Source organism: Kitasatospora sp. NPDC038210 (genome assembly GCF_055600605.1).
Genome location: NZ_JBVJYK010000019.1, coordinates 102,562 through 127,156, shown reverse-complemented (window position 1 = coordinate 127,156; position 24,595 = coordinate 102,562). Strand labels below are relative to the sequence as shown.

Genomic DNA, 24,595 nt, shown 5'->3' with positions numbered 1-24,595 from the left:
GTGCCTGGGCGTCGGCGGCCGCGGCGCTCGCCGCGGAGGGATCGGTGGTCGGGTCGTCGGTACGGATGGCGGCGGCGCTGGCTGCGGCCGGCGGTGTCACTGTGGTCTCCCCTCGCGGCGCGACGGCCATGGCGGTGGCCGTCGCGCTCCTGGTGTCGGTGGTCGGTCCTGCGGTGATGCGGGCTCCTTCTCCTCCCGGCCGGCGAGCCGGGTTCGGTGTGCCTTGAGGTGTTCGAGCTACAGGTGGGCGAGCTTGTAGAGCACGGGCGCGGCCTCCCGGAGGACGGCCCACTCCTCCTCGTCGAGCCCTTGGGCGAGCTCGGCGAGCCAGACGTTTCGGCGCCGACGACTCTCCGCGAGGATCGTCTCGGCCTGCTCGGTGCTGCTGACGACCACCTGTCGGCGGTCCTCGGGGTGCGGCTCCCGCCGCACCAGCCCCTTCTCCTCCAGCATCGCGACGATCCTGGTCATCGAAGGAGGCTGCACGTGCTCCTTCCGGGCGAGCTCACCCGGCGTCGCCTTCCCGCACCGGGCGAGGGTGCCCAGCACTCCCATCTCGGTGGGACTCAGCGACTCCTCCACCCGCTGGTGTTTGAGTCGTCGGGAGAGGCGCATCGTGGACGACCGCAGCTGACTGATCGCTGCGAGGTCCTGCTCGGACATCTCGGGCATCTCTTTAGACTACGTCATTACCCTCGCTAAAGAAAATCGGGTTCCCGCCGCCGCGCCGGAGCATCGGCCCGGTGACATATTGGTCATGGGCCTCAGGTCTCGACTCCCAGAAGGGCCGACCAGTCATGTCCGACCTCGTCTCCGAGCAGTCCGCGCCGTCCTCGCAGGCCACGCCGTCCGCGCCGGCCGAGCAGGGCGCACCGGGCGACACCGGGTTCGCCCGGCTCGCCATGGTCACCATCGACTGCGCCGACCCGGTCGCGCTGGCGTCGTTCTACGGCGAGCTGCTGGGCTGGGAGACGCGGCACGTGGACGAGCACTTCGCGATCCTGGACAACCCGGAGGGCGGCAGCCCGCTGGGCTTCGGGCGGGTGCAGGGGTACCGGCCCGAGCCGTGGACGGAGCCGGACGGGAGCAAGCACTTCCACCTGGACTTCTACGTGGACGACCTGGAGGAGTCCACGGCGAAGGCGCTCGCACTGGGGGCGACCCAGCCCGCGTACCAGCACGGGCGCACCCTCAAGGTGCTGATCGACCCGGCCGGCCACCCGTTCGGGCTAGCGCCCTTGGAGTAAGGCACGAACGGGTCCGGGGAGCGTGCGCAGGCGGTGTCAGGGGTTGGTGCCAAGATCATGCAGGCGCCGTAAAGGTCCATCCTGACCTGGGATTTCACGAAAAGCACGAACGTTGTGCGAGCGCCCGGCAGTGGCTACTGTCCCCCGTTGTCAGGGGCACCACACGCCAGGTCTCCCCCCGGCGGACCCCGTTTCCCCGTTCCCGTGCCGTCCCCGTGCCGGTTTCCGCGCGCCCTTCCCGGCCGCCCCGGCCGACCGCGTCCGCCCCGACCCTGGCGCCCTCAACCCCTCGTCCAGGGAGCTCAATTGGGTGAGATCCACCATGCCGACCACGGCTGGGTGACACCGGCGGTCTCGTACTTCGTCGCCTGCCTCGGGGCCTTCGTGGCCCTGCGCAGCGCCCGCTGGGCGCTCGTCTCGAAGGGCCGCACCCGGGCCGTCTGGCTGCTCTTCGCGTCGACCTCGCTCGGCGCCGGGATCTGGTCCATGCACTTCATCGCGATGCTCGGCTTCTCGGTGACCGGCGTCGAGATCAGCTACCAGCCCGGACTGACCGTGCTCAGCCTGCTGGTCGCCGTCCTCGTGGTCGGCGTCGGCCTCTTCACCGTCGGGTACTGGCGCCGGCGGCCAGCGCTGGCGCTGCTGGTCGGCGGGCTGACCACCGGCCTCGGGGTCGCCGCGATGCACTACCTGGGCATGGCCGCGATGGTCCTGCCCGGCCGGCTCGGCTACGACCACCGGACGGTGGCGCTCTCGGTCGCCATCGCCGTGGTCGCGGCGACGGCCGCGCTCTGGGCCGCCCTGAACATCCGGGGCACGCTCGCCGTGCTGGCGGCGGCGCCGGTGATGGGCGTGGCGGTCTGCGCGATGCACTACACGGGCATGGCGGCGCTGTCGGTCCAGGTGGACTTCTCGCACTCCACCCAGGACGGCGTGATGGCGCTGCAGTTCATCTTCCCGCTCGGGGTCGGGCTCGGCTGCTACGTGTTCTTCGGCTCGCTGGCCTTCGCCGTCTCCCCGAGCCGCCCCACCTCGCAGCCCCTGCTGGCCGGCCCGGCCGCCCCGCTGCCGCCGCGGGCGCCCCGGGCCCCCCGCGTCCCGCAGCAGCGGCCCGCCGGGGCCGGCGTCCGGCGCTGAGCGCGGGCGGGATCACGAACGGACGCCCGGCCGGGGCCCACCCCGGCCGGGCGTCGTCGTACGGGCACGACGCCGGACCGGCTACTCCGGCCGCCCCAGCAGCCCCGCCACGTGCTCCGGGGTCGCCACCGGGCAGACCTTGTGCACGAAGTCCTGCCGCAGCCGGTGGTACGGCTCGCCGGCCCGGTAGAAGTTGGCGTGCATCCGCCGCAGCTCCTCGGCCCGGTACTCGGCGAGCGGCTTGGTGTCCTCGTCGGCGGCGCGCCGGCGCTTCTTGTCCACCAACCGCCCGGTGAGCTCGGGCGAGGCGGCGATCCGGGCCGCCTCCCGGGCCACCCAGCGACGGAAGCCCGCCGCGTCCCCGCCGGCCGTACGGTCCACCAGGCCGATCCGGCGGGCGTGCTCGGCCCCGAGCGGCAGCGCCTCGGCGGTGAGCCGCTCGGCCTGCTCGGCGCCGACCCGGTTCGGCAGGGTGTACGTCCAGTACTCGGAGCCGTACAGGCCCATCAGGCGGTAGTGCGGGTTGAGCACCGCCGAGTCGCGGCACCACACCTCGTCCGCGGCGAGCGCCATCATCAGCCCGCCGGCCGCCGCGTTCCCGGCGAGGGCCGCGACGGTGACCTTGTCGGTGGTGGTGAGGACGGCCTCGACGAGGTCGTCCATCGCGTTGATGTTCTCCCAGGACTCCAGCGCCGGGAAGGCCGCGCCCTGGATGACGTTGAGCTGGATCCCGTTGGAGTAGAAGTCCCGGGGCGCGCCGAGCACCAGCACCGAGGTGGGCCGGTCGGCCGCCTCCCGGTAGGCGGCCAGCAGCCGGCGGCACTGCTCGGTGCTCATCGCCCCGCCAGGGAAGGCGAATTCGAGGTGGCCGACCTCGCCCTCCTCGCGGTAGCGCAGCTCCGACCAGGTGTCGCGGCGGGCCGCCGCCGCCGGGCTCACCGGCACCTCGCGGACCCGGTACAGCTCGTCGGCGAGCACCGTCGTGGCCGGCAGCTTGAAGGTGACGGGCCCGCCGGGGGTGCGGCGCGGGCGCAGCTGCGGGATCCACACCGCGCCGTCCACGGTGGCCCGGCAGATCGCGCCGTCCCGGGTGGCCAGCACGGCGCCGGGCACCGGGCCGCGCAGCTCGTCCTCGGGGTGGCCGCCGTGCAGGAAGAACTCGCGGCCGTACAGCTCGTCCAGCACCCCGGGCTGGGAGTCGGCGGCGCGCAGCTTGCGCAGCACGGTGGCGGTGTCGTCCTGCTCCCAGTCGATCCGGCGCGCCTCCTGCCGCAGGAGGGGCCGCAGCTCGCCGTGCACGTCGGGCCGGCCGTAGTCCAGCGGTTCGGGGGTGAACAGCCCGCCCTCGTAGCGCTGGACGGCCAGCAGGACGGCCTCCACGGCGGCGTCGGCGAGCTCGCCGCGGTACAGCTCGCTCTTGCCGCAGTCGGGGACGGGGAAGTCGACGGACGCCCAGATGTCACCGGCGTCCATCTCCTCGACGGCCTGCAGCACGGTGACGCCCCAGCGCTCCGCGCCCTCGGTGATCGCCCAGTCCAGCGAGGAGGGGCCGCGGTCGCCGGTGGGCCCCGGGTGCACGATCAGGACGGTCCGGGTGGACCAGATGTCCTGCGGGACGGCCTTGGTCAGCATCGGGCACAGGATCAGCTCGGGATCGGTCCGGGCCACCCCCTCCCGCATCTGCTCGTCGCCGAGCGCGAGTTGGACGGCGACCTGGTGGCCGCGCTCGCGCAGCTCGGTGTGGACGCGCTGGGTCAGGCTGTTGAACGCACTGGCGATCAGGAGAATGCGCAAGGGGGGCCTCCGGCGGTACAGGGGTCGCGCGGAGGCGATGAAACCAGGGCATGGACACGTAACGATTACGGTCCGTACCTCGGCGCTCTACCCTCACGCACCCCGCACACCTGTGGCCCCTGCGTGGCCCGCGCTTCGCGGTATCTCCCCAGTCCCTTCTCCGAGTTGGACTGGCGCGCACCCCGCCGGGCAGGGCACCGCCGGGTCCACCGCGGGCCCGGCCCGCGCCTGCGCCCGGCGGGGCCCGGCCCGCGCCCGGCCTACTTCGGGAACGCCCGGCGGGCCCGCCAGGTGGTGTGCTCGCGGGAGACCGCGTCCTCCGCCTCGGCGGCCAGCCGCGCCCAGCGCGCCTCGGCGTCCGGCGCCCGGACGTCCAGGTCCGAGAGCTGGTTGCCGACGTTCTCCAGCTCGCGCGCGGCCAGCTGGTACGCGGCGGCGAGCGGGCGGAGCTGCTTGAGCTGCGTCCAGGCGATGATCGCCGCGGCCGCTGCCGAGCTCGCTCCGAAGACGTGCACCTGCAGCGCGCCGGTGGCCTGGGCGATGGCGGCGGCCGCACCGAGGATGATCAGCACCGCGATGCCGAGCCCCCAGGAGACCGCCTGCGAGTCGCAGGCCTCGGCCCGGGAGCGGTACCAGGTGCGCTGCCCCTCGACCCGGGTGCGCAGGTAGAACGTGCGCCGGGCGGTCAGGCTCTCGGCGCGCAGCCGCCGCATCTCCGGGGTGATCTCGGCGACGGTGTCGGGCGGCACGATCTCCGGGTCCTCGAAGGCCCGCAGCACGTCCTCGACCTGCAGCAGGTACCCGCGGTCCACGTCCGCGGACTCCGCCTCGCCGTCGAACGGGCGGGCCCGGACGGTGTACTTCCAGGCCAGCGTCTTGACCGACTCGGCCGCCGCCCTGGCCTCGTACCAGCGCCCCTGCGGGTTGCTGCGGCGCAGCCGGGACCAGAAGTAGCCGGCCACCAGGAAGGCGGCCACCGAGAACAGCGGCCAGACGTCGAAGTCGCCCTCGTGGTCCGGGCCGGGGAACGACCCGATCATCGCGGCGATCACCAGCATGGCGATCAGGCCGCGGTACCAGCGCAGCGTCTCGCGCTGGCCGTCCAGCGAGGCCTTGTCCGCCGTCCGGAACAGCTCCGGCAGCAGCTGCGCCTCGACACCCCCGGGCGGATCCTGTTGCACCATCGGTCGAGTCCCCTCCCCCTTCTCCGTCCAGCCAGTATTCCCACCGCCAACTGGGCTACACGGGCGCCTTTTTGACACCTTCCGGCAGTCGGCCGATACCCGACCTCCGGGTCGCGCGCACCGACCCCGCCCGCGGAACCGATACCGCCCGTCCGCGGAACCGATACCGCCCGCCCGCGGAACGGACGGGACCCGCCCCCGGAACGGACGCGGCCCCGCACCCGGGTGGGTGCGGGGCCGCGCGGGCCGGTCGGCGTCAGAGCAGGCCGAAGGCCGGCATCAGGTAGTAGAAGGCGAACACCGCCGCCACCGCGTACAGCGGGGCCGGCACGCTGCGGCCGCGGCCGACGGCCAGGCGCAGGATGCAGAAGGTGATGAAGCCGAAGCCGATGCCGTTGGTGATGCTGTAGGTGAACGGCATCATGACCATGGTCAGGAAGGCCGGGATCGCGATCGTGTAGTCGGCCCAGTCGATCTCCTTGACCGAGTTGGCCAGGATCAGGAAGCCGACGGTGACCAGCGCCGGGGTGGCGGCCTGGGCGGGGACCATGGTGGCGAGCGGGGTGAGGAAGAGCGCCACCACGAAGAGCAGACCGGTGACGATCGAGGCGAAGCCGGTGCGGGCGCCCTCGCCGACGCCGGCGGTGGACTCGACGAAGCAGGTGTTGGCGGAGGCGGAGGCGGCGCCGCCGGCCGCGGTGGCGATGCCGTCGACCATGAGGATCCGGTTGATGCCGGGCAGGTCGCCCTTCTCGTCCAGCAGGTGGGCCTCGTCGGCGACGCCGAGGATGGTGCCCATCGCGTCGAAGAAGCACGACATCAGCACGGTGAAGACGAACAGCACGCCGGTCAGCACGCCGACCTTCTCGAAGCCGCCGAACAGGCTCACCTTGCCGACCAGCCCGAAGTCCGGGGCGGCGACCGGGTTGCCCGGCCAGGTCGGGACGGTGAGGCCCCACTTCATCGCCGGGACGTCGGCCACCTCGTCGATCACCAGGGCGAGCACGGTGGAGGCCGCGATGCTGATCAGGATCGCGCCGGGCACCTTGCGGATCACCAGGATCAGGGTGAGCAGCAGGCCGACGACGAAGACCAGCACCGGGAAGCCGAGCAGGTGCCCGTTGCCCCCGAGCTGCAGCGGGACGGTGGTGTGCGCGGCGTCCGGGACGCGGCTGACGAAGCCGGAGTCGACCAGGCCGACCAGGCTGATGAACAGGCCGATGCCGATCGCGATGGCCTTGCGCAGGCCGAGCGGGACGGCGTTCATGACCCGCTCGCGCAGACCGGTGGCGACCAGCAGCATGATCGCGAAGCCGGCCAGCACGACCATGCCCATGGCGTCCGGCCAGGTCATCTTCGGGGCCAGCTGGAGCGCCACGATGGTGTTGACGCCGAGGCCAGCCGCCAGGCCGATCGGGACGTTGCCGATCACGCCCATCAGCAGGGTGGTGAGACCCGCGGTGAGGGCGGTGGCGGTGACCAGCTGGGCGCTGTCCAGGTGGGCCCCGGTCACGTCCGTGGCGCTGGCCAGGATGATCGGGTTGAGCACCAGGATGTACGCCATGGTGAAGAAGGTGGCGACACCACCGCGGATCTCGCGCGGCAGGGTGGAGCCGCGCTCGCTGATCCGGAAGTAGCGGTCGACCGCGCCGGTGGGGGGCTGGGGCGCGGCGTCGGCGGGTTCGGGCGACTCGGTGGTCGGCTGGACCACAGGCATGCGTGCGTCCTCTGTGGGGGAGCTGAGGAGGGGGTCGACGCCCGGGGCGACGGTGGCCGGGCTGAGACCTTTAAGTATGGTTTCCAGGTCGCACACGCGCTATCTTCGCGCGTAGAGCGCGAGTGGGGCGCGCGTAGAGCGCGGGCAGGGCGCAGCCGGGCCCGCGGGGAGCCTCCACGACGGCGGCCGACCCCCGCCGCACCGTACGCTTGCCCCATGCCCAAGACGCCGCTGCACCCCTCGCCCCCTCCGCTGGAGGCCAACGACGTCGCCATCGTCGGCGGCGGCACGGTGCTGTGGTTCGTCGCCTTCCTCGCCCTGCTCCCCTTCCAGGGCACGCTCTCCGAGCACGGCCACGGCACCTGGCCCTGGATCTGCCTGTCCGGCGGACTGCTCGGCCTGATCGGCCTCTGGTACTGCCGCGCCCGGCGGGACGCGATCGCCCGCAGCCGCGCCGCCGGGGCGGCCGGCACCACCGAACGCGCGACGGACGGCAACGGTCAGGACCCGGCCACCCGGTCGGACTGAACAGTCCTTTAGTAGCACGCATCGGACATAAGGCGCCCGTAGAGTCGGTGCCATGACGCAGCCTGCGCAGCCAGCTGACGAGCAGCCGACCGGCGGAGAGCGCCGGGACGGCGCCCACCCCCTCGGGCTGCTGCCCGGCCGGCTCGGCGGTCTGACCGGCGCCGAGGTGGCCGAGCGGGTCGCGAAGGGGCAGGTCAACGACGTTCCGGTCCGGTCCAGCCGCACCACCCGGGAGATCGTCCGGGCCAACGTCTTCACCCGCTTCAACGCGATCATCGGCGTGATGTTCGGGATCATCCTGGTCGTCGGGCCGATCCAGGACGGCCTGTTCGGCCTGGTCATCGTCGCGAACACGGCCATCGGCATCATCCAGGAGCTGCGCGCCAAGAAGACCCTGGACAGCCTGGCGCTGATCGGCGAGGCCCGCCCGCAGGTCCGCCGGGACGGCGCCGCCCGGCAGATCGGCGTCTCCGAGATCGTCCTCGACGACACCGTGCTGCTCGGCATCGGCGACAAGGTGATCGTGGACGGCGAGGTCACCGAGGCGGACGGCCTGGAGATCGACGAGTCGCTGCTCACCGGCGAGCCCGATCCCGTGCTCAAGCAGCCCGGCGACCAGGTGATGTCCGGCAGCTTCGTGGTGGCCGGCGCGGGCGCCTTCACCGCCACCAGGGTCGGCCGCGAGGCGTACGCGGCGCAGCTCGCCGAGGAGGCCAGCAAGTTCACCCTGGTGAAGTCCGAGCTGCGCAGCGGCATCGACAGCATCCTGCGGTTCATCACCTACCTGCTGATCCCCACCGCGATCGGCCTGATCATCAGCCAGCTGGCCGTCGAGGGCCGGGACTGGCGCGAGGCCGTGCGGCGGATGGTGGCCGGGATCGTCCCGATGGTCCCCGAGGGACTGGTGCTGCTGACCTCGGTGGCCTTCGCGATCGGCGTGATCCGGCTCGGCCGCAAGCAGTGCCTGGTCCAGGAGCTCCCGGCGATCGAGGGCCTGGCCCGGGTCGACACCGTCTGCCTGGACAAGACCGGCACCCTCACCGAGGGCGGCATGGACGTGATCGACCTGCGGGTGCTCTCGAACGGGGAGCCCGCCGCCGTCGACAAGGAGACCGTCAAGCGCGCGCTCGCCGTGATGGCCGGCGCCGACGCCCGCCCCAATCCGTCCATGCAGGCGGTCATCGACGCGTACGGGCGCGGCGAGGACACCGCCGGCGGCGGGAACGGCGGCGGCGGGAACGGCGGCGACGGCTGGCGGGTGATCGAGGCGATGCCCTTCTCGTCCGCCCGCAAGTGGAGCGGCGTGCAGCTGCTGGAGCCGCAGGGCGGCGAGGCCAGCTGGCTGCTCGGCGCGCCCGACGTGCTGCTGCCCGCCGGGCACCCGGCGCTGGCCGAGGTGGACGAACTGGGTGCGCGGGGCCTGCGGGTGCTGCTGCTGGGCCGGACGCCCGCGCCGCTGGACTCCCCCGATCCGGCGGCCGGGCTCGCCCCGCTCGCGCTGGTGGTGCTGCAGCAGCGGCTGCGCGGCGACGCCGCCGAGACCCTGCGGTACTTCGAGGGCCAGCAGGTCCGGGCCAAGGTCATCTCGGGCGACGCGGCGGTCTCGGTCGGCGCGGTGGCCGGCCACCTGGGCCTGCCCGGCGCCGACCACCCGCTGGACGCCCGCACCCTGCCCTCCGACCCGGAGGAGCTCGCCGAGACCGCCGACCGGACGAGCGTCTTCGGCCGGGTCACCCCGCAGCAGAAGCGCCTGCTGGTCGGGGCGCTGCAGTCCCGCGGCCACACCGTGGCGATGACCGGCGACGGCGTCAACGACGTGCTGGCGCTCAAGGACGCCGACATCGGCGTGGCGATGGGCACCGGCTCCGACGCGACCAAGGCGGTCGCCCAGATCGTGCTGCTGAACGACTCCTTCGCGACCCTGCCGTCGGTGGTCGCCGAGGGCCGCCGGGTGATCGGCAACATCGAGCGGGTGGCGTCGCTGTTCCTGGTGAAGACGGTCTACTCGGTGCTCCTGGCGCTGCTGGTGATCTTCACCCACTCGCCGTACCCGTTCCTGCCCCGGCACTCCACCCTGCTGTCCTCGCTGACCATCGGCATCCCGGCGTTCTTCCTGGCGCTCGCCCCCAACAACGAGCGGGCCCGCACCGGTTTCGTGAAGCGCGTGCTGCGGCTGGCGATCCCCGGCGGCCTCATCGCCGGCACGGGCACCTTCGTCGCCTACACGCTCGCCCGCACCGACCACGCGACCGACCTCAAGGCCGACACCAGCGTGGCCACCCTGACGCTCTTCCTGATCGCCATCTGGGTCCTCGCCATCGTCGCCCGCCCGTACACCTGGTGGCGCCTGCTGCTGATCGGCTGCATGGGCGGCGCGTTCGCACTGGTCCTGGTGGTCCCCGCGCTGTCCGACTTCTTCGAGCTCTCCCTGGCCGGCACCCGCGATCCGCTGATCGGCGTCGCCATCGCGGTGGTCTGCGGCATCGCTCTGGAGATCACCTGGCGCTACATGAAGCGCCACGGCCTGGAGTGATCGGCACGAGGCGGGCGGCACGAGGCGGGCGGCACGAGGCGATCGGGACCGGGCGAGCAGGGGGTGGGCAGGGCCGGATGAGCGCCGAGCCAGGGCGACACGCGACGCGGAATGAGTGACAGCCCCCGCCCCGGGGCCCGATGATGGCCCCGGGAGGGGGTGCCGAATGGCGCGCAAGGGTGGGGAGTTGGAGGCGTTCGTCGCCTTCCTGGGCGGACTGCTCGCGGTCGGGCTGACCGCGCTGGCGATGGCGGGCGTCGGCCTGGCGGTCAGGCCGACGCCCGCACTGCGGGTCGCCGCGCTGGTGACCCTGGGCGCGGTCTGGCTGACCGTCACCGTCACCGTGTACGGCCGTCTGCGGGCGCGCACCGGCTGAGCCCGGCGCGCGCCCCCGCCGGGCTCAGCCCTCGAAGTCCCGGGCCGCCGACAGCTCGTACGCCCGGTCCGGCTCGCTGAGCGCGGCCAGCACCTCGAAGCGCCGGTGCCACTGCCCGACCGACCAGGCGAGGCCGGCCGCGAGGCCCTCCGGGGTGGCCGCGTGCAGCAGGCCGGGCACCGGCGGGACCTCGAACTCGTCGTCCTCGTCGTCGGCTTCGGCGAGCTCCGGGTCGTACGGCGGCTCCGGGGTGTCCGCCCCGGTGTCCCACCGCCAGTCCACCGCGGCCTCGCCGCCGTCCGGCCCGACGACCAGCAGCTCCTCGTGCTCCTCGTACGCGACGGGGCACCCGGGCAGCAGCTCGCGCACCACGGCCGGCACCCGGTGCAGCACGCCCTCGGAGAGCACCCGGCCGCCGGCCACCTCGCTGGCCAGCGACACGTGCAGCCGCTCGGCGAGGTCGGCCGCGAGCGCCGGGGCCACCGGCAGCAGCGGGTACGGGTGCAGCAGCTGGACCAGGTCGGGGGCGTCCGCGACGACCGCCTCGGTGGCGTCCACCACCACGGTGTGGGCCGGTCGCCGCCCGGTGGCCGGGTCCAGCGGGGGCAGCGCCCGCACCACGTCCAGCGGATCGATCCGCTCGCGCTCCACCCGGGCCAACGCGCTGTGGAGGCCGTGCAGTTGGCGGTGGCCGACCTCGACGGCCGGGTCGGTCATCCGGTCCAGCACCTCGTCCGGCCCGTGCGGCTCGGCGAGCAGCGCGGCCAGCGTGGTGCGCACCCCCAGCGCGTGCAGGAACTGGTCGTCCAGGGTGGTGCGCGCCTCGTCGTAGAGGCCGCGCAGCAGCGGGTCGGCCCCGGCGGCACGCAGGCCGGCCGGCTCGCGGCCCGCCAGCACCGGGTGGTCGCGCAGCCACCACGCGGTGTACGGCGGCAGGTCGGCGTACGAGCCGTCCGGCAGCAGGGTGCGCACCGGGTTGACCACGGCGTCCCGGTACGGCGGGCGGGCCAGCGCGGCGAGCGCCTCGGGCCAGGCGTCGTCGTCCACCAGGTCGAGGTCGCGCACGGCCAGCAGCTCGGCGGCCACCGGCGGCACGCCGACGGCCTCGTCGGCCTGCAGGGCCTCCAGTACGTCCTCGGCCCACTCGGCGAGCCCGTCCGGGGCCTCGTCCAGCAGCCCGGTGGGGTGACCGCCGGCCGCCCGGTCGGCGGGGGCGGTGGGGTCGAGCCGCTCCAGGTCGTCCGGGTCGAGCACCACGTCCTCGGCGCGCACCAGGACGAAGTCGGCCAGCACCCCGACGGCCATGAGCACCTCGGACCCCCAGCGCTCCAGCAGCTCGTCGTCCACCCAGCCGGCGTCCTCCTCGCGCGCGAGCGCGGCGAACGGGCTGCCGGGCAGCACGAGTTCGCCCGCCCGGGCCGGCTCGCCCTCGTCGTCGAGCAGCGCCAGCCGGGCCAGCCAGGGGTGCTCACCCGGCTCGGGGGCGGCCGCCTTCACCAACGCCAGGACGGCGTCGGCGAGTTCGACAGCCGTGTCCAGGTCGTCCTCGGCCAGCTCGTAGGAGCGGGCGACGGCGGCGCGCACCTCGGGGGTGTCCAGCACCCCGGCCGGAGTGGCGGTGCCCGCGCCGAGCTTGGACAGCAGCGGGTGGGCGGCCTCGGGGTGTGCCAGGCGCAGGTCGAGCGCCGCCAGTGCGCCGGCCAGCGACTCGGGGTAGCCCGGGAAGGCCGCCCAGTCGGCGTCCTCCGAGGGCAGCAGGACCCGCCGCGGCCCGGTCACCGTCCGGCCGTCCGCGAGCGGCACGGGCAGCGCGCCGAGCGCCTCCGGGTCGGCCCCGCCCAGCGCCGCGTACAGGTTGCGCCACCAGCCGGGCTCGCGGTCCAGGCCGCCGAGCTGGTCCACCACATCGGCCAGCGGCACCCGGCGCACGTTCAGCACCCGCAGCTCGGTGCGGCGCTCCAGACCGGCCGGCAGCAGCCCGGGGAAGATCGGTGCGAGCGCCTCGACCACCGAGCCGTCCGCGCCCTCCAGCAGCGTCGCGTCCCGGGGCCGCAGCGCCGGCGTGCCCTCCTCGACCGGCGCCGGATGCGGCAGGAACGGCGTGCCGGGCAGCCGGGACAGCACCGCCGCGCGCAGCGCGTTGTCCAGCGCGCCCTGGCCGAGCGGCCCGGGCACGAGGCCGAGCGAGCCGAGGTCGGCTCCGCGGGCGCGCAGCAGGTCGGCGTAGCTGTCGGCGGCGCGCTCGGTGAGGAAGTCGGCCAGCGGGCCGGGCGCGACGTGCCGCCGGGTGGAGTCCAGCGGGTAGGAGGCGATCAGCAGCGCGGGCAGGCCGATCGGCTCGTCGCTGGGGGTCGGCGCGTGCAGCACGGACGCGATGCCGGGCTGCTGCGGGACGCCGTCCGCGCCGACCGGCACGGCCCAGGTCACCGTCCAGTACGGGCGGGTGCGCTCCTCGGTGGGCCGGTCGACCAGCAGCTCGGCGGCCAGGCTGCCGGAGGCGCCGGCGGTCTGCCACACCGTCTGCCGCAGCCGGCCGCCCGCGTCGTCGGTGACGGTGACCTCGGTGACGCCGTCCGGGCGGGTCTCGGCGGCGACCCGGGTGAGCGTCCGGGTGCCCTCCGGGGTCTCCACCACGACCTCGGCGAGGCCGGGCAGGGTGAGCAGCAGCGCGTCGTCGATCCCGGCCAGCAGGCGGCGGGTCAGGTCCTCGGCCGCGGCGTCCCGCATCGGCAGCACGACCACCGTGTCGTAGCCCTCGGGGGCCGGGCCCTCGGCCACGAACGGCAGCCGCAGCAGCGGCACGTGACCGTCCCGGCGACGCAGCTCGTCGGCCAGCGCGGGCTGCGCCTCGGCGAGCGACCGGGCCTCGCCGAGCGACCAGCGCACCCCGCCGGTGGCACTGAGCACGGCGGGCTCGTCGGTGACGGCGAGGACGGCGGCGAAGCCGACCCCGAACCGGCCGACGGCGGGCGCCTCGCCGCGCTTGGAGGAGGCGCGCAGGGTGGACAGCGACTCGACGGCGGCCGCGTCCAGCGAGGCGCCGGTGTTCGCGGCGGCGAGCACGCCGTCGGCGAGGGTCAGCCGCAGCCGCCCGGGGCCGTGGCCCGCGCGGACCGCCGCGTCGGCCGCGTTCTGTGCCAACTCGACCACCAGGCGGTCCCGGTAGCCGCCGAGCGCGAGCTCCTCCTCGGCGTTGGCGTCCTCCCGGAACCGGGCCGGCGAGGCGGCCCAGGCGTCCAGCACCCGCCGCCGCAGCGCAGCGCTCCCGAAGGGGTCCGAGAGGTGCTCGTCCGTGCCGCTGCCGATGATCCGAGGTTCCACGGGACCTGCCGCCTTCCGCCGCCCTGTACGTCGTAGGGCATTCTTCCCTGCCCGGGCACCCCCGGCGGACCAGGGGCGCCCGCTGCCTATGCTGAGCCCCCTGTTCCGGTTGGCGAGGGGGAAGCCGCATGGTCTCCGACGGGTCCTGGTACGTCCTGATCGAGCGTGACCGGCAGGTCGACGCGGACGGCGCCCACCGGTGGCAGTTGGCCCCGCCGCAGGAAGCCCCGCTGGGCCGGGAGCAGGCGGTCGGGCTGGCGGAGGAGGCCGCCCGCACGTACGTCCCCCGCGAGGGTTCGGAGCCCTCGCGCCCGCCGGAGCGCCGGATCTTCACGATGCCCGACGGCAGCTTCCTGGTCGAGCTCACCGCCGGCGGCTGGAAGCGTCACTTCCGGGTCTCGGTCGCCGCACTCCTCCACAGCGGGCAGGACGCCCCGCCGCCCCGGCCGGTGCCCCGGCCGCAGGACGCCGCCCCTCCCCGGCGCGGCCTGTTCGGCCGCCGCTGAGTCCGGGAACGCCGACGGCCCGGCCCGGTGACGAACCGGGGCGGGCCGTACGACGGCGAACTCAGACGGCGAACTCAGGAGTGGCCGAGTTCCTCGGCGGGGGCGTCGGGCTCGACGGAGCCCGAGGCGCGGTCCGGGTGCAGCTGCAGGGGCTCGACCACCAGCTCGTCCAGGATCAGCTCGGACGGCGCCGGCGGGGCCGGGATGACGGCCGCCTCGGAGTGGCCGCCGCAGCCGTACGCGAACGAGACGATCTGGCCGTCGGCCGGCCCGAACTCGTTGCCGCACACGCCGAAGGCCTGCCCGAGCGAGCCGCCGATCGGGATCAGGAAGCCGCAGCTCCCGCACGAGGCCGGGGCGGCCTGCGCCATCGGGGTCTGCGGGCCGTGGGCCTTCTCCCAGCGCTCGGCGGCCAGGTGCAGGCCGAGCCGGGAGAGCACCCGGCTGCGGCCCAGACCGAGCTCCTCCGCGACGGCGTTGATCCGGGCGCGGGCCGGGGCCGGCTGGACGTGCGGGTCGGTGACGACCAGGTCCTCGTCGTCGGCGAGGGCGACCGCGGAGTTCGGCGCGGGCTCGTCCTCGCCGGTCCAGCCGGGCTCCAGGCGCAGGTCGTCGGCGCCGGTCGGCAGCAGGTCGCCGGGGCCCATGTCACCGGGGCGCAGTCGCTCGCTCCACGGCACCCACTCGGGGGCCAGGACGGCGTCCGGGCCGGGCAGCAGCACGACCTCGTCCAGGGTGACGTTCTTGGCCCGCGGGGCGCGGGCGACGGTGACCGCCCAGTGCCAGCCGCGGTACGCGGCGTCCAGGCACTCGAAGGTGTGGGTGACGACGCGGTCGGCGTCCGCCTGGACGCCGAGGTGCAGCCCGACGGCCTCCGCCCCGACGGCCTCCTCGGCTGCCTGACGGGCGAGTTCGACGGCCTCGGCACAGAGCCGGTCGGGGGTACGGCTTCGCATCGCAGCACTCACGGCGTCGATTCTCTCCCAGTTCTTCTGTCGCCCACGGCGTGTTGCCTGGTCCGTCGCGGCTCGGTAGTCCCTCGTCCATTCTGCGCGACCGGAGGCCCCCTCGGGTACCGGCCGCGCCGCTCGACCGGCCTGCCGGCGCGGCGGCGGGCGGCGGGCGGACCTTGGGCAGGCTACCCGCCGCCCGGCACCCCAGCACAGTCCGGGGCGGACGCGGACGTTCCGCGGGCGCTCCGCGAGCACCCCTGGACCGCGCCGAGCGGAGCGCAATCCCGCGTCGCCGCGGCGAATCTGGGGCAGGATGGGCTTGTGGCGGACGACAAACCGTCGCAGCACACACTGCGCGCCTCGCAGGCCGGCAGCCCCGACCAGGCGGACGCCGTGCCGCGACAGCAGCCCCCGGTCCCCGGCGCGGGCGAACCGCAGCCGGCGGGCGGAGCCGAGGCGCCCGCCGCCCCCGTGAGTCTGGTCAAGCCGCCGCGGACCGCCGCGCCCCGCGAGACGCTCCGCGGCGTCCCCGGGCCGGACGGCCTCCCCGAGTCGGTCGACGTCCCCGGGCCCGACGGCCTCCCCGGGCCGGACGGCCTCCCCGGGCCGGACGGCGTGCCGGGACCGGACGGCGTGCCCGGGCCGGACGGCCTCCCGGCGCAGGACGACGCCCCCGGGCCGGACGGCGCCCACGCCCGTCACCTCACCGCCCTCGACGAGGACCTGGAGGAGGAGGCCCCCGAGCCCCGCCGGCACTTCCTGATCCGCACCGCCTCCGCCGCCGGCTCCCGCACCGGCAAGGTGGTGCACGGCACCGGCCGCCGGATCCGCCGGGCCACCGCCGCCGAGGGCGCGGGCGAGTCCGGCCTCGCCAAGCTGATCGAGCTGCACGCGCTCAACTCCTTCGGCGACATGCTGATCACCATCGCGCTGGCCTCGACCATCTTCTTCTCGGTCCCCACCGGCGAGGCCCGCGGCCGGGTGGCGCTCTACCTGCTGATCACGATGGCCCCGTTCGCCATCCTGGCCCCGGTGATCGGCCCGCTGCTGGACCGCCTGCCGCACGGCCGCCGGGCGGCCATGGCGATGTCGATGCTGGCCCGGGCGGTGCTGGCCTGGACGATGGCCGGGGTGATCGCCGGCGGCGGCATCGCGCTCTACCCGGCGGCGCTCGGCGTGCTGGTGGCGTCCAAGGCGTACGGGGTGGTGCGCAGCGTCGTGGTGCCCCGGCTGCTGCCGAGCCGGCTGTCCCTGGTGAAGGCCAACTCCCGGGTCACCCTGGCCGGGCTGCTGGCCACCGGCGTGGCGGCCGGGGTGGGCGGGCTGCTGCACCTGATCGGCCCGAGCTGGCCGCTGCGCGGCGCCTTCCTGGTGTTCGTCATCGGCACCCTGATGGCCTTCCACCTGCCGCACAAGGTGGACTCGGCCAAGGGCGAGCAGCGCGCCGTCCTGCACGCCGAGGTGCACGGCGAGGGCTCGCACCTGATCCACCACAAGCCACCGCCCGTCAAGGCCTCGCTGCGCACCGTCGGCCCGTCGGTGATCCTGGCGCTGCGGGCGATGTCGGCGATGAAGTGGCTGGTCGGCTTCCTGGTGATGTTCCTGGCCTTCCTGCTGCGGGAGGAGCCGATCGGCGGCCTGCAGCCGACGCTGGCGCTGGGACTGGTCGCGCTGGCGGCGGGCACGGGCAACGCGCTCGGCTCGGTGCTCGGCTCCTGGCTGCGCACCCGCGGCCCGGAGCCGACGGTCACCGCGATGCTGCTGCTGGCGACCTGCGCGACGGCGGCGGCCGCGCTCTGGTACGGCGTGGTGACGGTGGTTCTGGTCGCGGGGGTCGCCGGGATGGCGGCCTCGCTGGGCAAGCTGGCGCTGGACGCGCTGATCCAGCGGGACGTCCCGGAGGCGGTGCGGACCTCGGCCTTCGCCCGCTCGGAGACGCTGATGCAGCTGTCCTGGGTGGCCGGCGGCGCGGTCGGCATCCTGCTGCCGCTGAACGGGGTGCTGGGCCTGTCGATCGCCGCCGCGGTGGTCGGCCTGGTGCTGTTGTGGACGCTCCGCTCGCTCTTCCGGGTGGGTCTGCGACGGCATCCCGCGGCGCCCCGGGTGGCCTGAGCGGGGTGCGGCAACACGCGGTGGCCGACCCCCGCGTAGCGTGATCGGCCAGGCCCGGTAGATTCTGACCCATGAGCCTCAATTCCCGTGCCATCGCCGCCCTCGGCGCCGTCGTCGTGGTCGGCGCCGCCACGGTGGGCACCTCCGTCGCCATCGCGGCCGGCCAGACCGAGCACAACTCGCACCGTGCCACCCTCACGGTCGGCAACTCCTCGACGGTCGCGGACCCGCTGTGCTGGAACAACGGCAGCCCGATCACCGAGGACCTCCAGGACAAGTGCCAGGAGGACGCCAACACCGCCCTGAAGAACGGCACGCTGCCCACCATGGACGTGGTGGCGAGCGACCGGGTCGGCGTCGGCGTCTCCCCGAACGTGGCCGAGTCGGGCTGGTGGGCCTTCAGCAACGGCGGCTCGACCGCCTCCGGCGGGCGCACCAGCCTCTCGGCGTACGCGAAGGGCCCGACCTGGTCGGGTTCCCAGCAGGCGAACAAGATCCTCAACGCCAGCGGCAAGACGCTGATCACGGTGGTCGAGGGCGACAAGAACTCGGACAACCCGATCGCCGTCTGGTACTTCCAGCTGAACACCCAGGACAGCTGACGGTCCTGCGATGACCGCGCACGACGCCGGTAACGGCGCGCACGAGCAGTCGGGCCCCGCGCGGGCCCGACTGCTCGTCGTCGTCGCGGTGCCCGCCGAGGCCGAGGCCGTGCTGCGCGGCCTCCCGGGCGGCGCCACCGCCCTGCCGCTGCCCGGCGGCACGCTGCACCGGTCCGTCGGCGCTCCGGTGGACGTGCTGGCCGCCGGGGTCGGCCCGGCCGCCGCCGCGGCCGCCGCCTCCGCCGCCCTGGCCGCCCACCCGTACGCCCTGGCCGTCTCGGCCGGGATCGCGGGCGGCTTCGCCCCGCACGCCCCGGTCGGCGCCACCGTGGTGGCCGACGCGATCGTGGCCGCGGACCTCGGCGCGGAGACCCCCGAGGGCTTCGCGGACGTCACCGAACTGGGCTTCGGCACCGTCCGGCACACCCCGCCCCCGGCCGCCGTCGCGCTCGTCACGGGGGCCCTGGAAGGCCGGGACGGCACCACCGGCCCGGGCGCCGTCGTCGGCCCGGTGCTGACCGTCTCCACGGTCACCGGGAGCGCCGAGCGGGCCGCCGTGCTGGCCGCCCGCCACCCGGGCGCCGCCGCCGAGGCGATGGAGGGCTTCGGCGTCGCCGAGGCCGCCGCCCGGTACGGCGTGCCGGCCCTGGAACTGCGCACCGTGTCCAATCCGGTCGGCCCGCGCGACCGGGCCGCCTGGCGGATCGGCGAGGCCCTGGCCGCCCTGGAGCGGGCCTTCGCGGTGCTGCCCGTCCACGAACTGGCTGCGCGGCACGCACCGGAACCGGCCGCGCGGCACGAACCGATCGAGGAGGCCGGCCGTGGCTGAACGGCTGAGCATCGCGTACTCGCCCTGCCCGAACGACACCTTCGTCTTCCACGCCTGGGCGCACGGCCTGGTACCCGGGGCGGACGCCCCCGAGGTGACCTTCGCCGACATCGACGTCACCAACGGCCTGGCCGAGCGCGGCGGGCTGGACGTGCTGAAGATCAGCTACGGCGCGCTGCCGTGGGTCCTGGACGAGTACGCCCTGCTGCCCTGCGGCGGTGCGCTCGGGCGCGGCTGCGGGCCGCTGGTGCTCACCCTGCCGGGCGTGGAGTCCCCCGCCGACCTCGCCGGGAAGACCGTCGCGGTGCCCTCCGAGCGCTCCACCGCGTACCTGCTGTTCCGGCTCTGGGCGGCGAAGGCGGTGCCGGGCGGCTTCGGCGAGATCGTCGTGCTGCCCTTCCACGAGATCATGCCCGCCGTCCGGGACGGCCGGGTGGACGCCGGCCTGGTGATCCACGAGGCCCGCTTCACCTACCGGCAGTACGGCCTGCACAGCCTGGCCGACATGGGCGAGGCCTGGGAGGCGGAGACCGGCCTGCCGATCCCGCTGGGCGCGATCGTCGCCAAGCGCTCGCTCGGCGCCGAGCGGCTGCGGGCCGTCGCCGACGCGATCCGCGCCTCCGTCCGGCAGGCCTGGGCGGACCCCGGGGCGAGCCGCGGGTACGTGCTGGAGCACGCCCAGGAGATGGACCTGGACGTCGCGGAGCAGCACATCGGGCTGTACGTCACCGAGTTCACCGAGGACCTCGGCGAGGAGGGCTACGCGGCCGTCCGCGCGCTGCTCACCCGGGCCGCCGCGGAGGGGCTGGTGCCCCCGCTCGACCCGGGTGCGCTCGCGTTCGGGTAGTCCTCCCCCGCTCCGCCCCGCCGCCCTACACGTCGAACTGGTCGGCCACCGCGCGCAGCAGGCCGGCCAGCTTCTGGCCGGTCGGCTTGGCGGGGTAGCGCCCGCGCTGGAGGCCGGGCAGCACCGCGTCCAGGGTGGTGATCAGGTCCTGGACGATCGGGGCCATGTCGTCCGCGCTGCGGCGCTGGGCGGCGGCCACCGAGGGCAGTGCCTCCAGCAGCTGCACGGCCATCGCCTGGTCACCGCGGTGCCCTGCGACCACGCCGAACTCGACCCGCTGGCCCGGCTTCAGCGCGGTGACACCGGCGGGCAGCGCCTTGGTGTGGACGAAGACGTCGCCGCCGTCGTCGCGCGACAGGAAGCCGAAGCCCTTCGTCTCGTTGAACCACTTGACCTGGCCGGTGGGCATCTCGAACAGTCCTCGAATGGGTGTGAGGGATCCCGGCCCTGGCCGGGGATCACTGGGTGGTGGGAAAGATGCTGCCGACCTCGACTCGGCGCCCGCGGGCGCTCATGGTCAGCACACTGTCAGGAGCAGACTAACGGTCCGTGACTGCCTCATCCGCGTTCCGCGAAGGATCCGCGTTCCGCGGCCCGATCGGGGCGGTCGGGGTGCGGCGATCTCGCGGCCACGGGCAACCCGGTACTGGCACGGCCGGGTCGCGGCGCTGCGCGGTCCATCGGCTCACACCCCCGGGTCTGAGGACGCGGGGCGCACCTGTAGCGCCCCTCGGCACACCCTCCATACCCCCGCTCAGCAGGGATCAAAACGTTGAGCTGCCGGGAAACTGCGCAACGTGACGAAGCCGCTCCGGTGGGCGGCCCCGCGGGCCGCTCTGCCAGACTGGGGGCGGTCCGGCCCAGCCCCGAGGAGTGAGCAGACGTGAGCAGCCAGAGCGCCGATCCCGGCGACGTGTACGTCAAGGCCGGGGCGATCGTCTTCGGTCTCGGTGCACTCGCCACCCTGGTCACCTTCGTCCCGCTGTTCCTGCACCTGACGCCGCTCCCGACGGCCGCGTACTGGCTGAGCATGCTGATGCCGGCCGGTTTCCTGGCCGCGCTGACCGGACTGTTCCTGAACGCCCGCGACCAGCGCCGCCGCGTCGAGTCCTGAGCCGAGCCCTGAGCCGAGCCCTGACGGGTCGGGTTCCCCGGCCGGGCGGCGGGGCCCGGGGGCAGGCGCCGGGCCCTAGGCCAGGTGGCGGGCCAGCCAGTCCGGGAAACCGGTGAGGTCCGCCAGGACCACGTCCGCCCCGGCCTCGCGCAGCTCGTCCGCCCCGTACGGGCCGGTGGCCACCGCGACCGCGACCGCGTCCGCGATCCGGGCGCCCAGGATGTCGCCGAGGTGGTCGCCGACGTAGATGCTCGCGCCCTGCTCGCGCAGGGCCTCGCCCTTGGTCTCGGCCCAGAGGTCGCCGATCAGCACGTCCGCCGGCAGGCCGGCGTGCTCCAGGTGGAGGCGGGCGTTCGGCTCGTACTTCCCGGTGATCACGGCGACCCGGCCGCCGTGGGCGCGGACCGCCTCGACTGCGGCGTGCGCGCCGGGCAGGGCCACGGTCGGGGCGAAGGCGTGGTCGCGGTAGAGCTCGCGGTAGCGCGTCGCGGCCCGTTCGACCTCCTCCTCCGGGAACCAGTTGCGGATCTCGTCGAGCAGCGGCGGGCCGAGCCTGGTGACCGCCAGGTCGGCGTCGATCGGAGTGCCGGTCTCGGCGGAGAGCGCCAGGTAGGTGGCGTGGACACCCGGCCGGGTGTCCAGCAGCGTCATGTCGAGGTCGAAGCCGACGGTGAGCGGGGCCTGTGGGGTCGCGGGCATGCCGCCAGGCTATCCAACGGGCGGCCGGGGCCACGAGGCAATTTGCCCCGCCTTCGCGGCGGAACTTAGGTTTACCTGAGTTGTCTGCGGAGAGGGCCCATGACCGACGACACCACCGCACCGCCCGGTGCGCCGCACCGGGCGCCCCGGCGCCGAACGGCGTGGCTCGCCGCCGCCCTGGGCGTCCTGGCCGCCGCGGTGCTGCTGAGCCTCGCGGTCGGCAGCCGGACCGTCCCGTTCGGCGAGACCCTCGACGCCCTGCTGCACGGCGGCAGCACCCCGAACGCCGTGGTGATCCGCGAACTCCGGGTGCCGCGCACGGTCGTCGGCCTGGCCGTGGGGGCGGCGCTCGGCCTCGCCGGGGCCGTCATGCAGGGCCTGACCCGCAACCCGATCGCCGACCCCGGCATCCTCGGCGTCTCCCAGGGCGCGGCGGCCGGCGTGGTGGCCGCCATCTCCGGCTTCGGCGTCTCCACCCTCACCGGGTACGTCTGGTTCGGCTTCGCGGGCGCGGCGATCGCCACCGTCCTGGTCCACGGGCTCGCCGGGCGCGGCCGGGGCGGGGCGACGCCGGTCAAGCTGGCGCTGGCCGGCTCGGCGATGTCGGCCTTCATCGCCTCGCTGAACACCCTCGTGCTGACCACCGACGCGGCCACCATGGACCGGTTCCGCTTCTGGCACGTCGGCTCGCTCTCCGGGCGGACCTCGGACGTGGCCTGGCAGCTGCTGCCCTTCCTGGCCGTCGGCACGGTGCCGGTCGTCGCGGTGGCGCGCGGGCTGGACGCGCTGGCGCTCGGCGACGACACGGCGAAGGGGCTGGGCGCGAGGACCGGCACCGTCCGGGCGCTCGGCGCCCTCGGCGCGACCGTCCTCACCGGCTCGGCGGTCGCGGCGGCCGGCCCGATCGCCTTCATCGGCCTCGCCGTCCCGCACGCGGCCCGCGCCGTCGCCGGCGCCGACCACCGCTGGATCCTCGCATTCTCCGCCGTCCTCGGCCCGGCCCTGCTGCTGCTCGCCGACACCCTCGGCCGGGTCCTGTTCCCGCCGTCCGAGGTCCCGGCGGGCGTGATGACGGCCCTGGTCGGCGTCCCGGTGCTGGTGGCCCTGGTCCGTCGCCGGAAGGTGGTCGCCGCATGAGCGCCGTCTCCTCCGGCGCGGGCCGCGTGCCGCTCCGCGGCTACTCCGTGGTGCGGGCCGGGCGGACCTCCTTCCTGTTGCACCGGCGCTCGGCGTTCGTCGCCGCCGGGCTGCTGCTGGCGGTCGCCGGGGCGGTGGTGGCCTCGCTGTGCCTGGGCGAGTCCACCGTGTCGCCGGCCGAGGTGGTCGAGGTGCTGCTCGGGCGGCCGAGCCCGGACGAGCTGGTGGTCGGCGAGTTCCGGTTGCCGCGGGTGGTGGTCGGACTGCTGGTCGGCACGGCGCTCGGTCTGGCCGGCGCGCTGATCCAGACCGTCGCCCGCAATCCGCTGGCCAGCCCCGACGTGGTGGGCGTGACCTGGGGCGCGACCGCGACGGTGGTCGGCCTGACGGCGTACGGCGTGGTCGGCTCGACCGGTCAGGCGCCGTACGCGGCGGTGGCCGGCGGCCTGGTGGCCGGGCTGCTGGTGTACGCACTGGCCTGGCGGCGCGGGCTGCACGCGCAGCGCTTCGTGCTGGTCGGCATCGGGATCAGCGTCGCCCTGTCCTCGCTCACCTCCGTCTTCCTCACCAAGGGCGACGGCTTCCAGGCGCAGGCCGCGAAGGTCTGGATGACGGGCAGCCTGAACGGCGCCGGCTACGACCAGGCCGGCTGGCTCGCCCGGGTGCTGCTCGCGGCCCTGCCCGTCGCGCTGTGGGCGGCGCGCGCCCAGCGGTCGATCTCCTTCGACGACGCGACCGCCGTGGGCCTCGGCCTGCGACTGGACCGGATCCGGCTGGGCATGGCGCTGCTGGGCATCGTGCTGGCCTCCTGCGCGGCCGGGGCCGCCGGGCCGGTGGACTTCGTCGCGCTGATGGCCCCGCAGATCGCGCTGCGGCTGGCCCGCTCGGCGCAGGTCCCGCTGTTCTGCTCGGCGCTGACCGGCGCGCTGGTGGTCGTCCTCGCCGACCTGATCGCCCGGCGGCTGCTGGCGCCGACCGAGCTGCCGGTGGGCGTGGTGACCGGCATGGTCGGCGCGCCGTACCTGATGTGGCTGCTGATCCGATCCCGCCGTGGAGGTTCCTGAGATGTCCGCCCACCGTCTGGAGGCCCGGGGCCTCACCCTGGCCTACGAGACGCGCACGGTCGTCGAGGGCCTGGACGTCCGCATCCCCGACGGCCGGGTGACGGTGATCGTCGGCCCGAACGCCTGCGGCAAGTCGACCCTGCTGCGGGCGCTCGGCCGGCTGCTGAAACCGGTCCGGGGCGCGGTCCTGCTGGACGGCGAGGAGCTGGCGCGGATCCCGACCAAGCGGATCGCGCAGCGGCTGGGCCTGCTGCCGCAGTCGCCGACCGCCCCGGAGGGCATCTCGGTGGCGGACCTGGTCTCGCGCGGACGCCAGCCGCACCAGAGCTGGTGGCAGCAGTGGTCGCCGGAGGACGAGGCGGCGGTCTCGGAGGCGCTGGAGCGCACCTCGACCGCGGAGCTGGCCGAGCGCAGCATGGACGAGCTGTCCGGCGGCCAGCGCCAGCGCGCCTGGATCGCGATGGCGCTGGCCCAGGGCACCGACATCCTGCTGCTGGACGAGCCGACCACCTACCTGGACATCGCGCACCAGGTGGAGGTGCTGGACCTGGTCCGCCGGCTGAACGTGGAGCGCGGGCGGACGGTCGTCGCCGTGCTGCACGACCTCAACCAGGCGGCCCGGTACGCCGACCACCTGGTGGCGATGCGGGACGGCCGGGTGGTGGCGCAGGGCGCCCCCGGGGAGGTGGTGACGGCGGAGCTGGTGCGCGAGGTGTTCGGGCTGGACTCGGTGGTGGTGCCGGATCCGGTGACGGGCACGCCGTTGGTCGTCCCGGGAGCTCCGTGGGCGGCGACGGCGGTGGTGGACGCCTGATCGCACCCCAAACCGCACTTCGACTGCCATTTCGGACATAATCGACGGCGCCCCGACCACACCCGTCTCCCGAGGACCGCC

At 74.8% G+C, this 24,595-nt stretch carries 22 protein-coding genes; 14 read left to right on the top strand and 8 right to left on the bottom strand.

Annotated features, from left to right (window positions below; translation table 11 throughout):
* Positions 1-237: 237 nt before the first annotated feature.
* Positions 238-672: a MarR family winged helix-turn-helix transcriptional regulator gene (locus ACZ7KX_RS31565; RefSeq protein ID WP_030235202.1), complete on the bottom strand. Its 435-nt coding sequence runs from the start codon at positions 670-672 to the stop codon at positions 238-240.
* A gap of 125 nt (positions 673-797) precedes the next feature.
* Between ACZ7KX_RS31565 and ACZ7KX_RS31560 the strand changes: the two genes are divergently transcribed.
* Together ACZ7KX_RS31560 and ACZ7KX_RS31555 are read left to right on the top strand one after the other, a co-directional pair.
* A complete protein-coding gene (locus ACZ7KX_RS31560) occupies positions 798-1,247 on the top strand; it encodes a VOC family protein (protein WP_470329432.1) in 450 nt (149 codons plus the stop codon).
* A 306-nt stretch (positions 1,248-1,553) separates the two neighbouring features.
* Positions 1,554-2,384, top strand: a complete 831-nt coding sequence (locus tag ACZ7KX_RS31555; protein WP_470329431.1) for an MHYT domain-containing protein — start codon at positions 1,554-1,556, stop codon at positions 2,382-2,384.
* Positions 2,385-2,465: 81 nt separating this feature from the next.
* Here ACZ7KX_RS31555 and ACZ7KX_RS31550 read toward each other — a convergent pair whose 3' ends face one another.
* The 3 genes from ACZ7KX_RS31550 to ACZ7KX_RS31540 form a co-directional block, all read right to left on the bottom strand.
* A complete protein-coding gene (locus tag ACZ7KX_RS31550; RefSeq protein ID WP_470329430.1) occupies positions 2,466-4,178 on the bottom strand; it encodes a hydrogenase maturation protein in 1,713 nt (570 codons plus the stop codon).
* Between the two features lie 260 nt (positions 4,179-4,438).
* Positions 4,439-5,362: a DUF4231 domain-containing protein gene (locus tag ACZ7KX_RS31545; protein WP_396549420.1), complete on the bottom strand. Its 924-nt coding sequence runs from the start codon at positions 5,360-5,362 to the stop codon at positions 4,439-4,441.
* Between the two features lie 256 nt (positions 5,363-5,618).
* Positions 5,619-7,079: an NCS2 family permease gene (locus ACZ7KX_RS31540; RefSeq protein WP_470329429.1), complete on the bottom strand. Its 1,461-nt coding sequence runs from the start codon at positions 7,077-7,079 to the stop codon at positions 5,619-5,621.
* A gap of 216 nt (positions 7,080-7,295) precedes the next feature.
* On the opposite strand from ACZ7KX_RS31540, the gene ACZ7KX_RS31535 reads away from it, so the two are divergent.
* The 3 genes from ACZ7KX_RS31535 (at position 7,296) to ACZ7KX_RS31525 (ending at position 10,516) form a co-directional block, all read left to right on the top strand.
* Complete coding sequence (locus ACZ7KX_RS31535) at positions 7,296-7,607, top strand: DUF2530 domain-containing protein (RefSeq protein ID WP_350525116.1); 312 nt, start codon at positions 7,296-7,298, stop codon at positions 7,605-7,607.
* Between the two features lie 52 nt (positions 7,608-7,659).
* On the top strand, positions 7,660-10,140 hold the full coding sequence (locus ACZ7KX_RS31530) for an HAD-IC family P-type ATPase (RefSeq protein ID WP_470329428.1): 2,481 nt from the start codon (positions 7,660-7,662) through the stop codon (positions 10,138-10,140).
* A gap of 166 nt (positions 10,141-10,306) precedes the next feature.
* On the top strand, positions 10,307-10,516 hold the full coding sequence (locus tag ACZ7KX_RS31525) for a hypothetical protein (RefSeq protein WP_470329427.1): 210 nt from the start codon (positions 10,307-10,309) through the stop codon (positions 10,514-10,516).
* 24 nt (positions 10,517-10,540) lie between these two features.
* Here the strand turns inward: ACZ7KX_RS31525 and ACZ7KX_RS31520 are convergent, their stop codons facing one another.
* The gene (locus tag ACZ7KX_RS31520; RefSeq protein ID WP_470329426.1) at positions 10,541-13,837 is read right to left on the bottom strand and encodes a sacsin N-terminal ATP-binding-like domain-containing protein; all 3,297 of its coding nucleotides are present in this window, start codon (positions 13,835-13,837) and stop codon (positions 10,541-10,543) included.
* A 128-nt stretch (positions 13,838-13,965) separates the two neighbouring features.
* Here ACZ7KX_RS31520 and ACZ7KX_RS31515 point away from each other — a divergent pair, with 128 nt between their 5' ends.
* The gene (locus tag ACZ7KX_RS31515) at positions 13,966-14,343 is read left to right on the top strand and encodes a hypothetical protein (RefSeq protein WP_470329425.1); all 378 of its coding nucleotides are present in this window, start codon (positions 13,966-13,968) and stop codon (positions 14,341-14,343) included.
* Positions 14,344-14,417: 74 nt separating this feature from the next.
* On the opposite strand, the gene ACZ7KX_RS31510 is transcribed toward ACZ7KX_RS31515, so the two are convergent.
* Positions 14,418-15,299 (bottom strand): DUF3027 domain-containing protein, encoded by an 882-nt coding sequence (locus tag ACZ7KX_RS31510; RefSeq protein ID WP_470329435.1) that lies wholly within the window; start codon positions 15,297-15,299, stop codon positions 14,418-14,420.
* A 756-nt stretch (positions 15,300-16,055) separates the two neighbouring features.
* Between ACZ7KX_RS31510 and ACZ7KX_RS31505 the strand changes: the two genes are divergently transcribed.
* The 4 genes from ACZ7KX_RS31505 (at position 16,056) to ACZ7KX_RS31490 (ending at position 19,686) form a co-directional block, all read left to right on the top strand.
* Positions 16,056-17,408: an MFS transporter gene (locus ACZ7KX_RS31505; RefSeq protein WP_470329434.1), complete on the top strand. Its 1,353-nt coding sequence runs from the start codon at positions 16,056-16,058 to the stop codon at positions 17,406-17,408.
* 71 nt (positions 17,409-17,479) lie between these two features.
* Positions 17,480-18,010, top strand: a complete 531-nt coding sequence (locus tag ACZ7KX_RS31500; protein ID WP_470329424.1) for a hypothetical protein — start codon at positions 17,480-17,482, stop codon at positions 18,008-18,010.
* Positions 18,011-18,020: 10 nt separating this feature from the next.
* A complete protein-coding gene (locus ACZ7KX_RS31495; RefSeq protein ID WP_470329423.1) occupies positions 18,021-18,839 on the top strand; it encodes a futalosine hydrolase in 819 nt (272 codons plus the stop codon).
* Entirely contained in the window at positions 18,832-19,686 is an 855-nt protein-coding gene (locus ACZ7KX_RS31490; RefSeq protein WP_470329422.1) for a 1,4-dihydroxy-6-naphthoate synthase, read from the top strand. The genes ACZ7KX_RS31495 and ACZ7KX_RS31490 overlap by 8 nt, the downstream gene beginning before the upstream one ends.
* A gap of 25 nt (positions 19,687-19,711) precedes the next feature.
* Here ACZ7KX_RS31490 and ACZ7KX_RS31485 read toward each other — a convergent pair whose 3' ends face one another.
* Positions 19,712-20,095, bottom strand: coding sequence for a cold-shock protein (locus ACZ7KX_RS31485; protein ID WP_402225251.1), 384 nt, complete (start codon positions 20,093-20,095; stop codon positions 19,712-19,714).
* 474 nt (positions 20,096-20,569) lie between these two features.
* Between ACZ7KX_RS31485 and ACZ7KX_RS31480 the strand changes: the two genes are divergently transcribed.
* Positions 20,570-20,800, top strand: a complete 231-nt coding sequence (locus ACZ7KX_RS31480; protein ID WP_350525124.1) for a hypothetical protein — start codon at positions 20,570-20,572, stop codon at positions 20,798-20,800.
* A gap of 75 nt (positions 20,801-20,875) precedes the next feature.
* Here the strand turns inward: ACZ7KX_RS31480 and ACZ7KX_RS31475 are convergent, their stop codons facing one another.
* Positions 20,876-21,499, bottom strand: a complete 624-nt coding sequence (locus tag ACZ7KX_RS31475; protein WP_470329421.1) for an HAD family hydrolase — start codon at positions 21,497-21,499, stop codon at positions 20,876-20,878.
* 99 nt (positions 21,500-21,598) lie between these two features.
* Here ACZ7KX_RS31475 and ACZ7KX_RS31470 point away from each other — a divergent pair, with 99 nt between their 5' ends.
* From ACZ7KX_RS31470 to ACZ7KX_RS31460, 3 genes are read left to right on the top strand one after another with little or no spacing between them, the layout of a single operon-like run.
* Entirely contained in the window at positions 21,599-22,636 is a 1,038-nt protein-coding gene (locus ACZ7KX_RS31470; protein WP_470329420.1) for a FecCD family ABC transporter permease, read from the top strand.
* Complete coding sequence (locus ACZ7KX_RS31465; protein ID WP_470329419.1) at positions 22,633-23,700, top strand: FecCD family ABC transporter permease; 1,068 nt, start codon at positions 22,633-22,635, stop codon at positions 23,698-23,700. The genes ACZ7KX_RS31470 and ACZ7KX_RS31465 overlap by 4 nt, the downstream gene beginning before the upstream one ends.
* A 1-nt stretch (position 23,701) precedes the next feature.
* On the top strand, positions 23,702-24,514 hold the full coding sequence (locus tag ACZ7KX_RS31460; RefSeq protein ID WP_470329418.1) for an ABC transporter ATP-binding protein: 813 nt from the start codon (positions 23,702-23,704) through the stop codon (positions 24,512-24,514).
* The last annotated feature ends 81 nt before the right edge of the window (positions 24,515-24,595 follow it).

Bases quoted from the DNA above. Each gene is read 5' to 3' on its own strand.
- ACZ7KX_RS31565 (WP_030235202.1), bottom strand. From the start codon at position 672: ATGCCCGAGATGTCCGAGCAGGACCTCGCAGCGATCAGTCAGCTGCGG.
- ACZ7KX_RS31560 (WP_470329432.1), top strand. From the start codon at position 798: ATGTCCGACCTCGTCTCCGAGCAGTCCGCGCCGTCCTCGCAGGCCACG.
- ACZ7KX_RS31545 (WP_396549420.1), bottom strand. From the start codon at position 5,362: ATGGTGCAACAGGATCCGCCCGGGGGTGTCGAGGCGCAGCTGCTGCCG.
- ACZ7KX_RS31540 (WP_470329429.1), bottom strand. From the start codon at position 7,079: ATGCCTGTGGTCCAGCCGACCACCGAGTCGCCCGAACCCGCCGACGCC.
- ACZ7KX_RS31535 (WP_350525116.1), top strand. From the start codon at position 7,296: ATGCCCAAGACGCCGCTGCACCCCTCGCCCCCTCCGCTGGAGGCCAAC.
- ACZ7KX_RS31530 (WP_470329428.1), top strand. From the start codon at position 7,660: ATGACGCAGCCTGCGCAGCCAGCTGACGAGCAGCCGACCGGCGGAGAG.
- ACZ7KX_RS31525 (WP_470329427.1), top strand. From the start codon at position 10,307: ATGGCGCGCAAGGGTGGGGAGTTGGAGGCGTTCGTCGCCTTCCTGGGC.
- ACZ7KX_RS31515 (WP_470329425.1), top strand. From the start codon at position 13,966: ATGGTCTCCGACGGGTCCTGGTACGTCCTGATCGAGCGTGACCGGCAG.
- ACZ7KX_RS31510 (WP_470329435.1), bottom strand. From the start codon at position 15,299: ATGCGAAGCCGTACCCCCGACCGGCTCTGTGCCGAGGCCGTCGAACTC.
- ACZ7KX_RS31500 (WP_470329424.1), top strand. From the start codon at position 17,480: ATGAGCCTCAATTCCCGTGCCATCGCCGCCCTCGGCGCCGTCGTCGTG.
- ACZ7KX_RS31495 (WP_470329423.1), top strand. From the start codon at position 18,021: ATGACCGCGCACGACGCCGGTAACGGCGCGCACGAGCAGTCGGGCCCC.
- ACZ7KX_RS31485 (WP_402225251.1), bottom strand. From the start codon at position 20,095: ATGCCCACCGGCCAGGTCAAGTGGTTCAACGAGACGAAGGGCTTCGGC.
- ACZ7KX_RS31475 (WP_470329421.1), bottom strand. From the start codon at position 21,499: ATGCCCGCGACCCCACAGGCCCCGCTCACCGTCGGCTTCGACCTCGAC.
- ACZ7KX_RS31470 (WP_470329420.1), top strand. From the start codon at position 21,599: ATGACCGACGACACCACCGCACCGCCCGGTGCGCCGCACCGGGCGCCC.
- ACZ7KX_RS31465 (WP_470329419.1), top strand. From the start codon at position 22,633: ATGAGCGCCGTCTCCTCCGGCGCGGGCCGCGTGCCGCTCCGCGGCTAC.
- ACZ7KX_RS31460 (WP_470329418.1), top strand. From the start codon at position 23,702: ATGTCCGCCCACCGTCTGGAGGCCCGGGGCCTCACCCTGGCCTACGAG.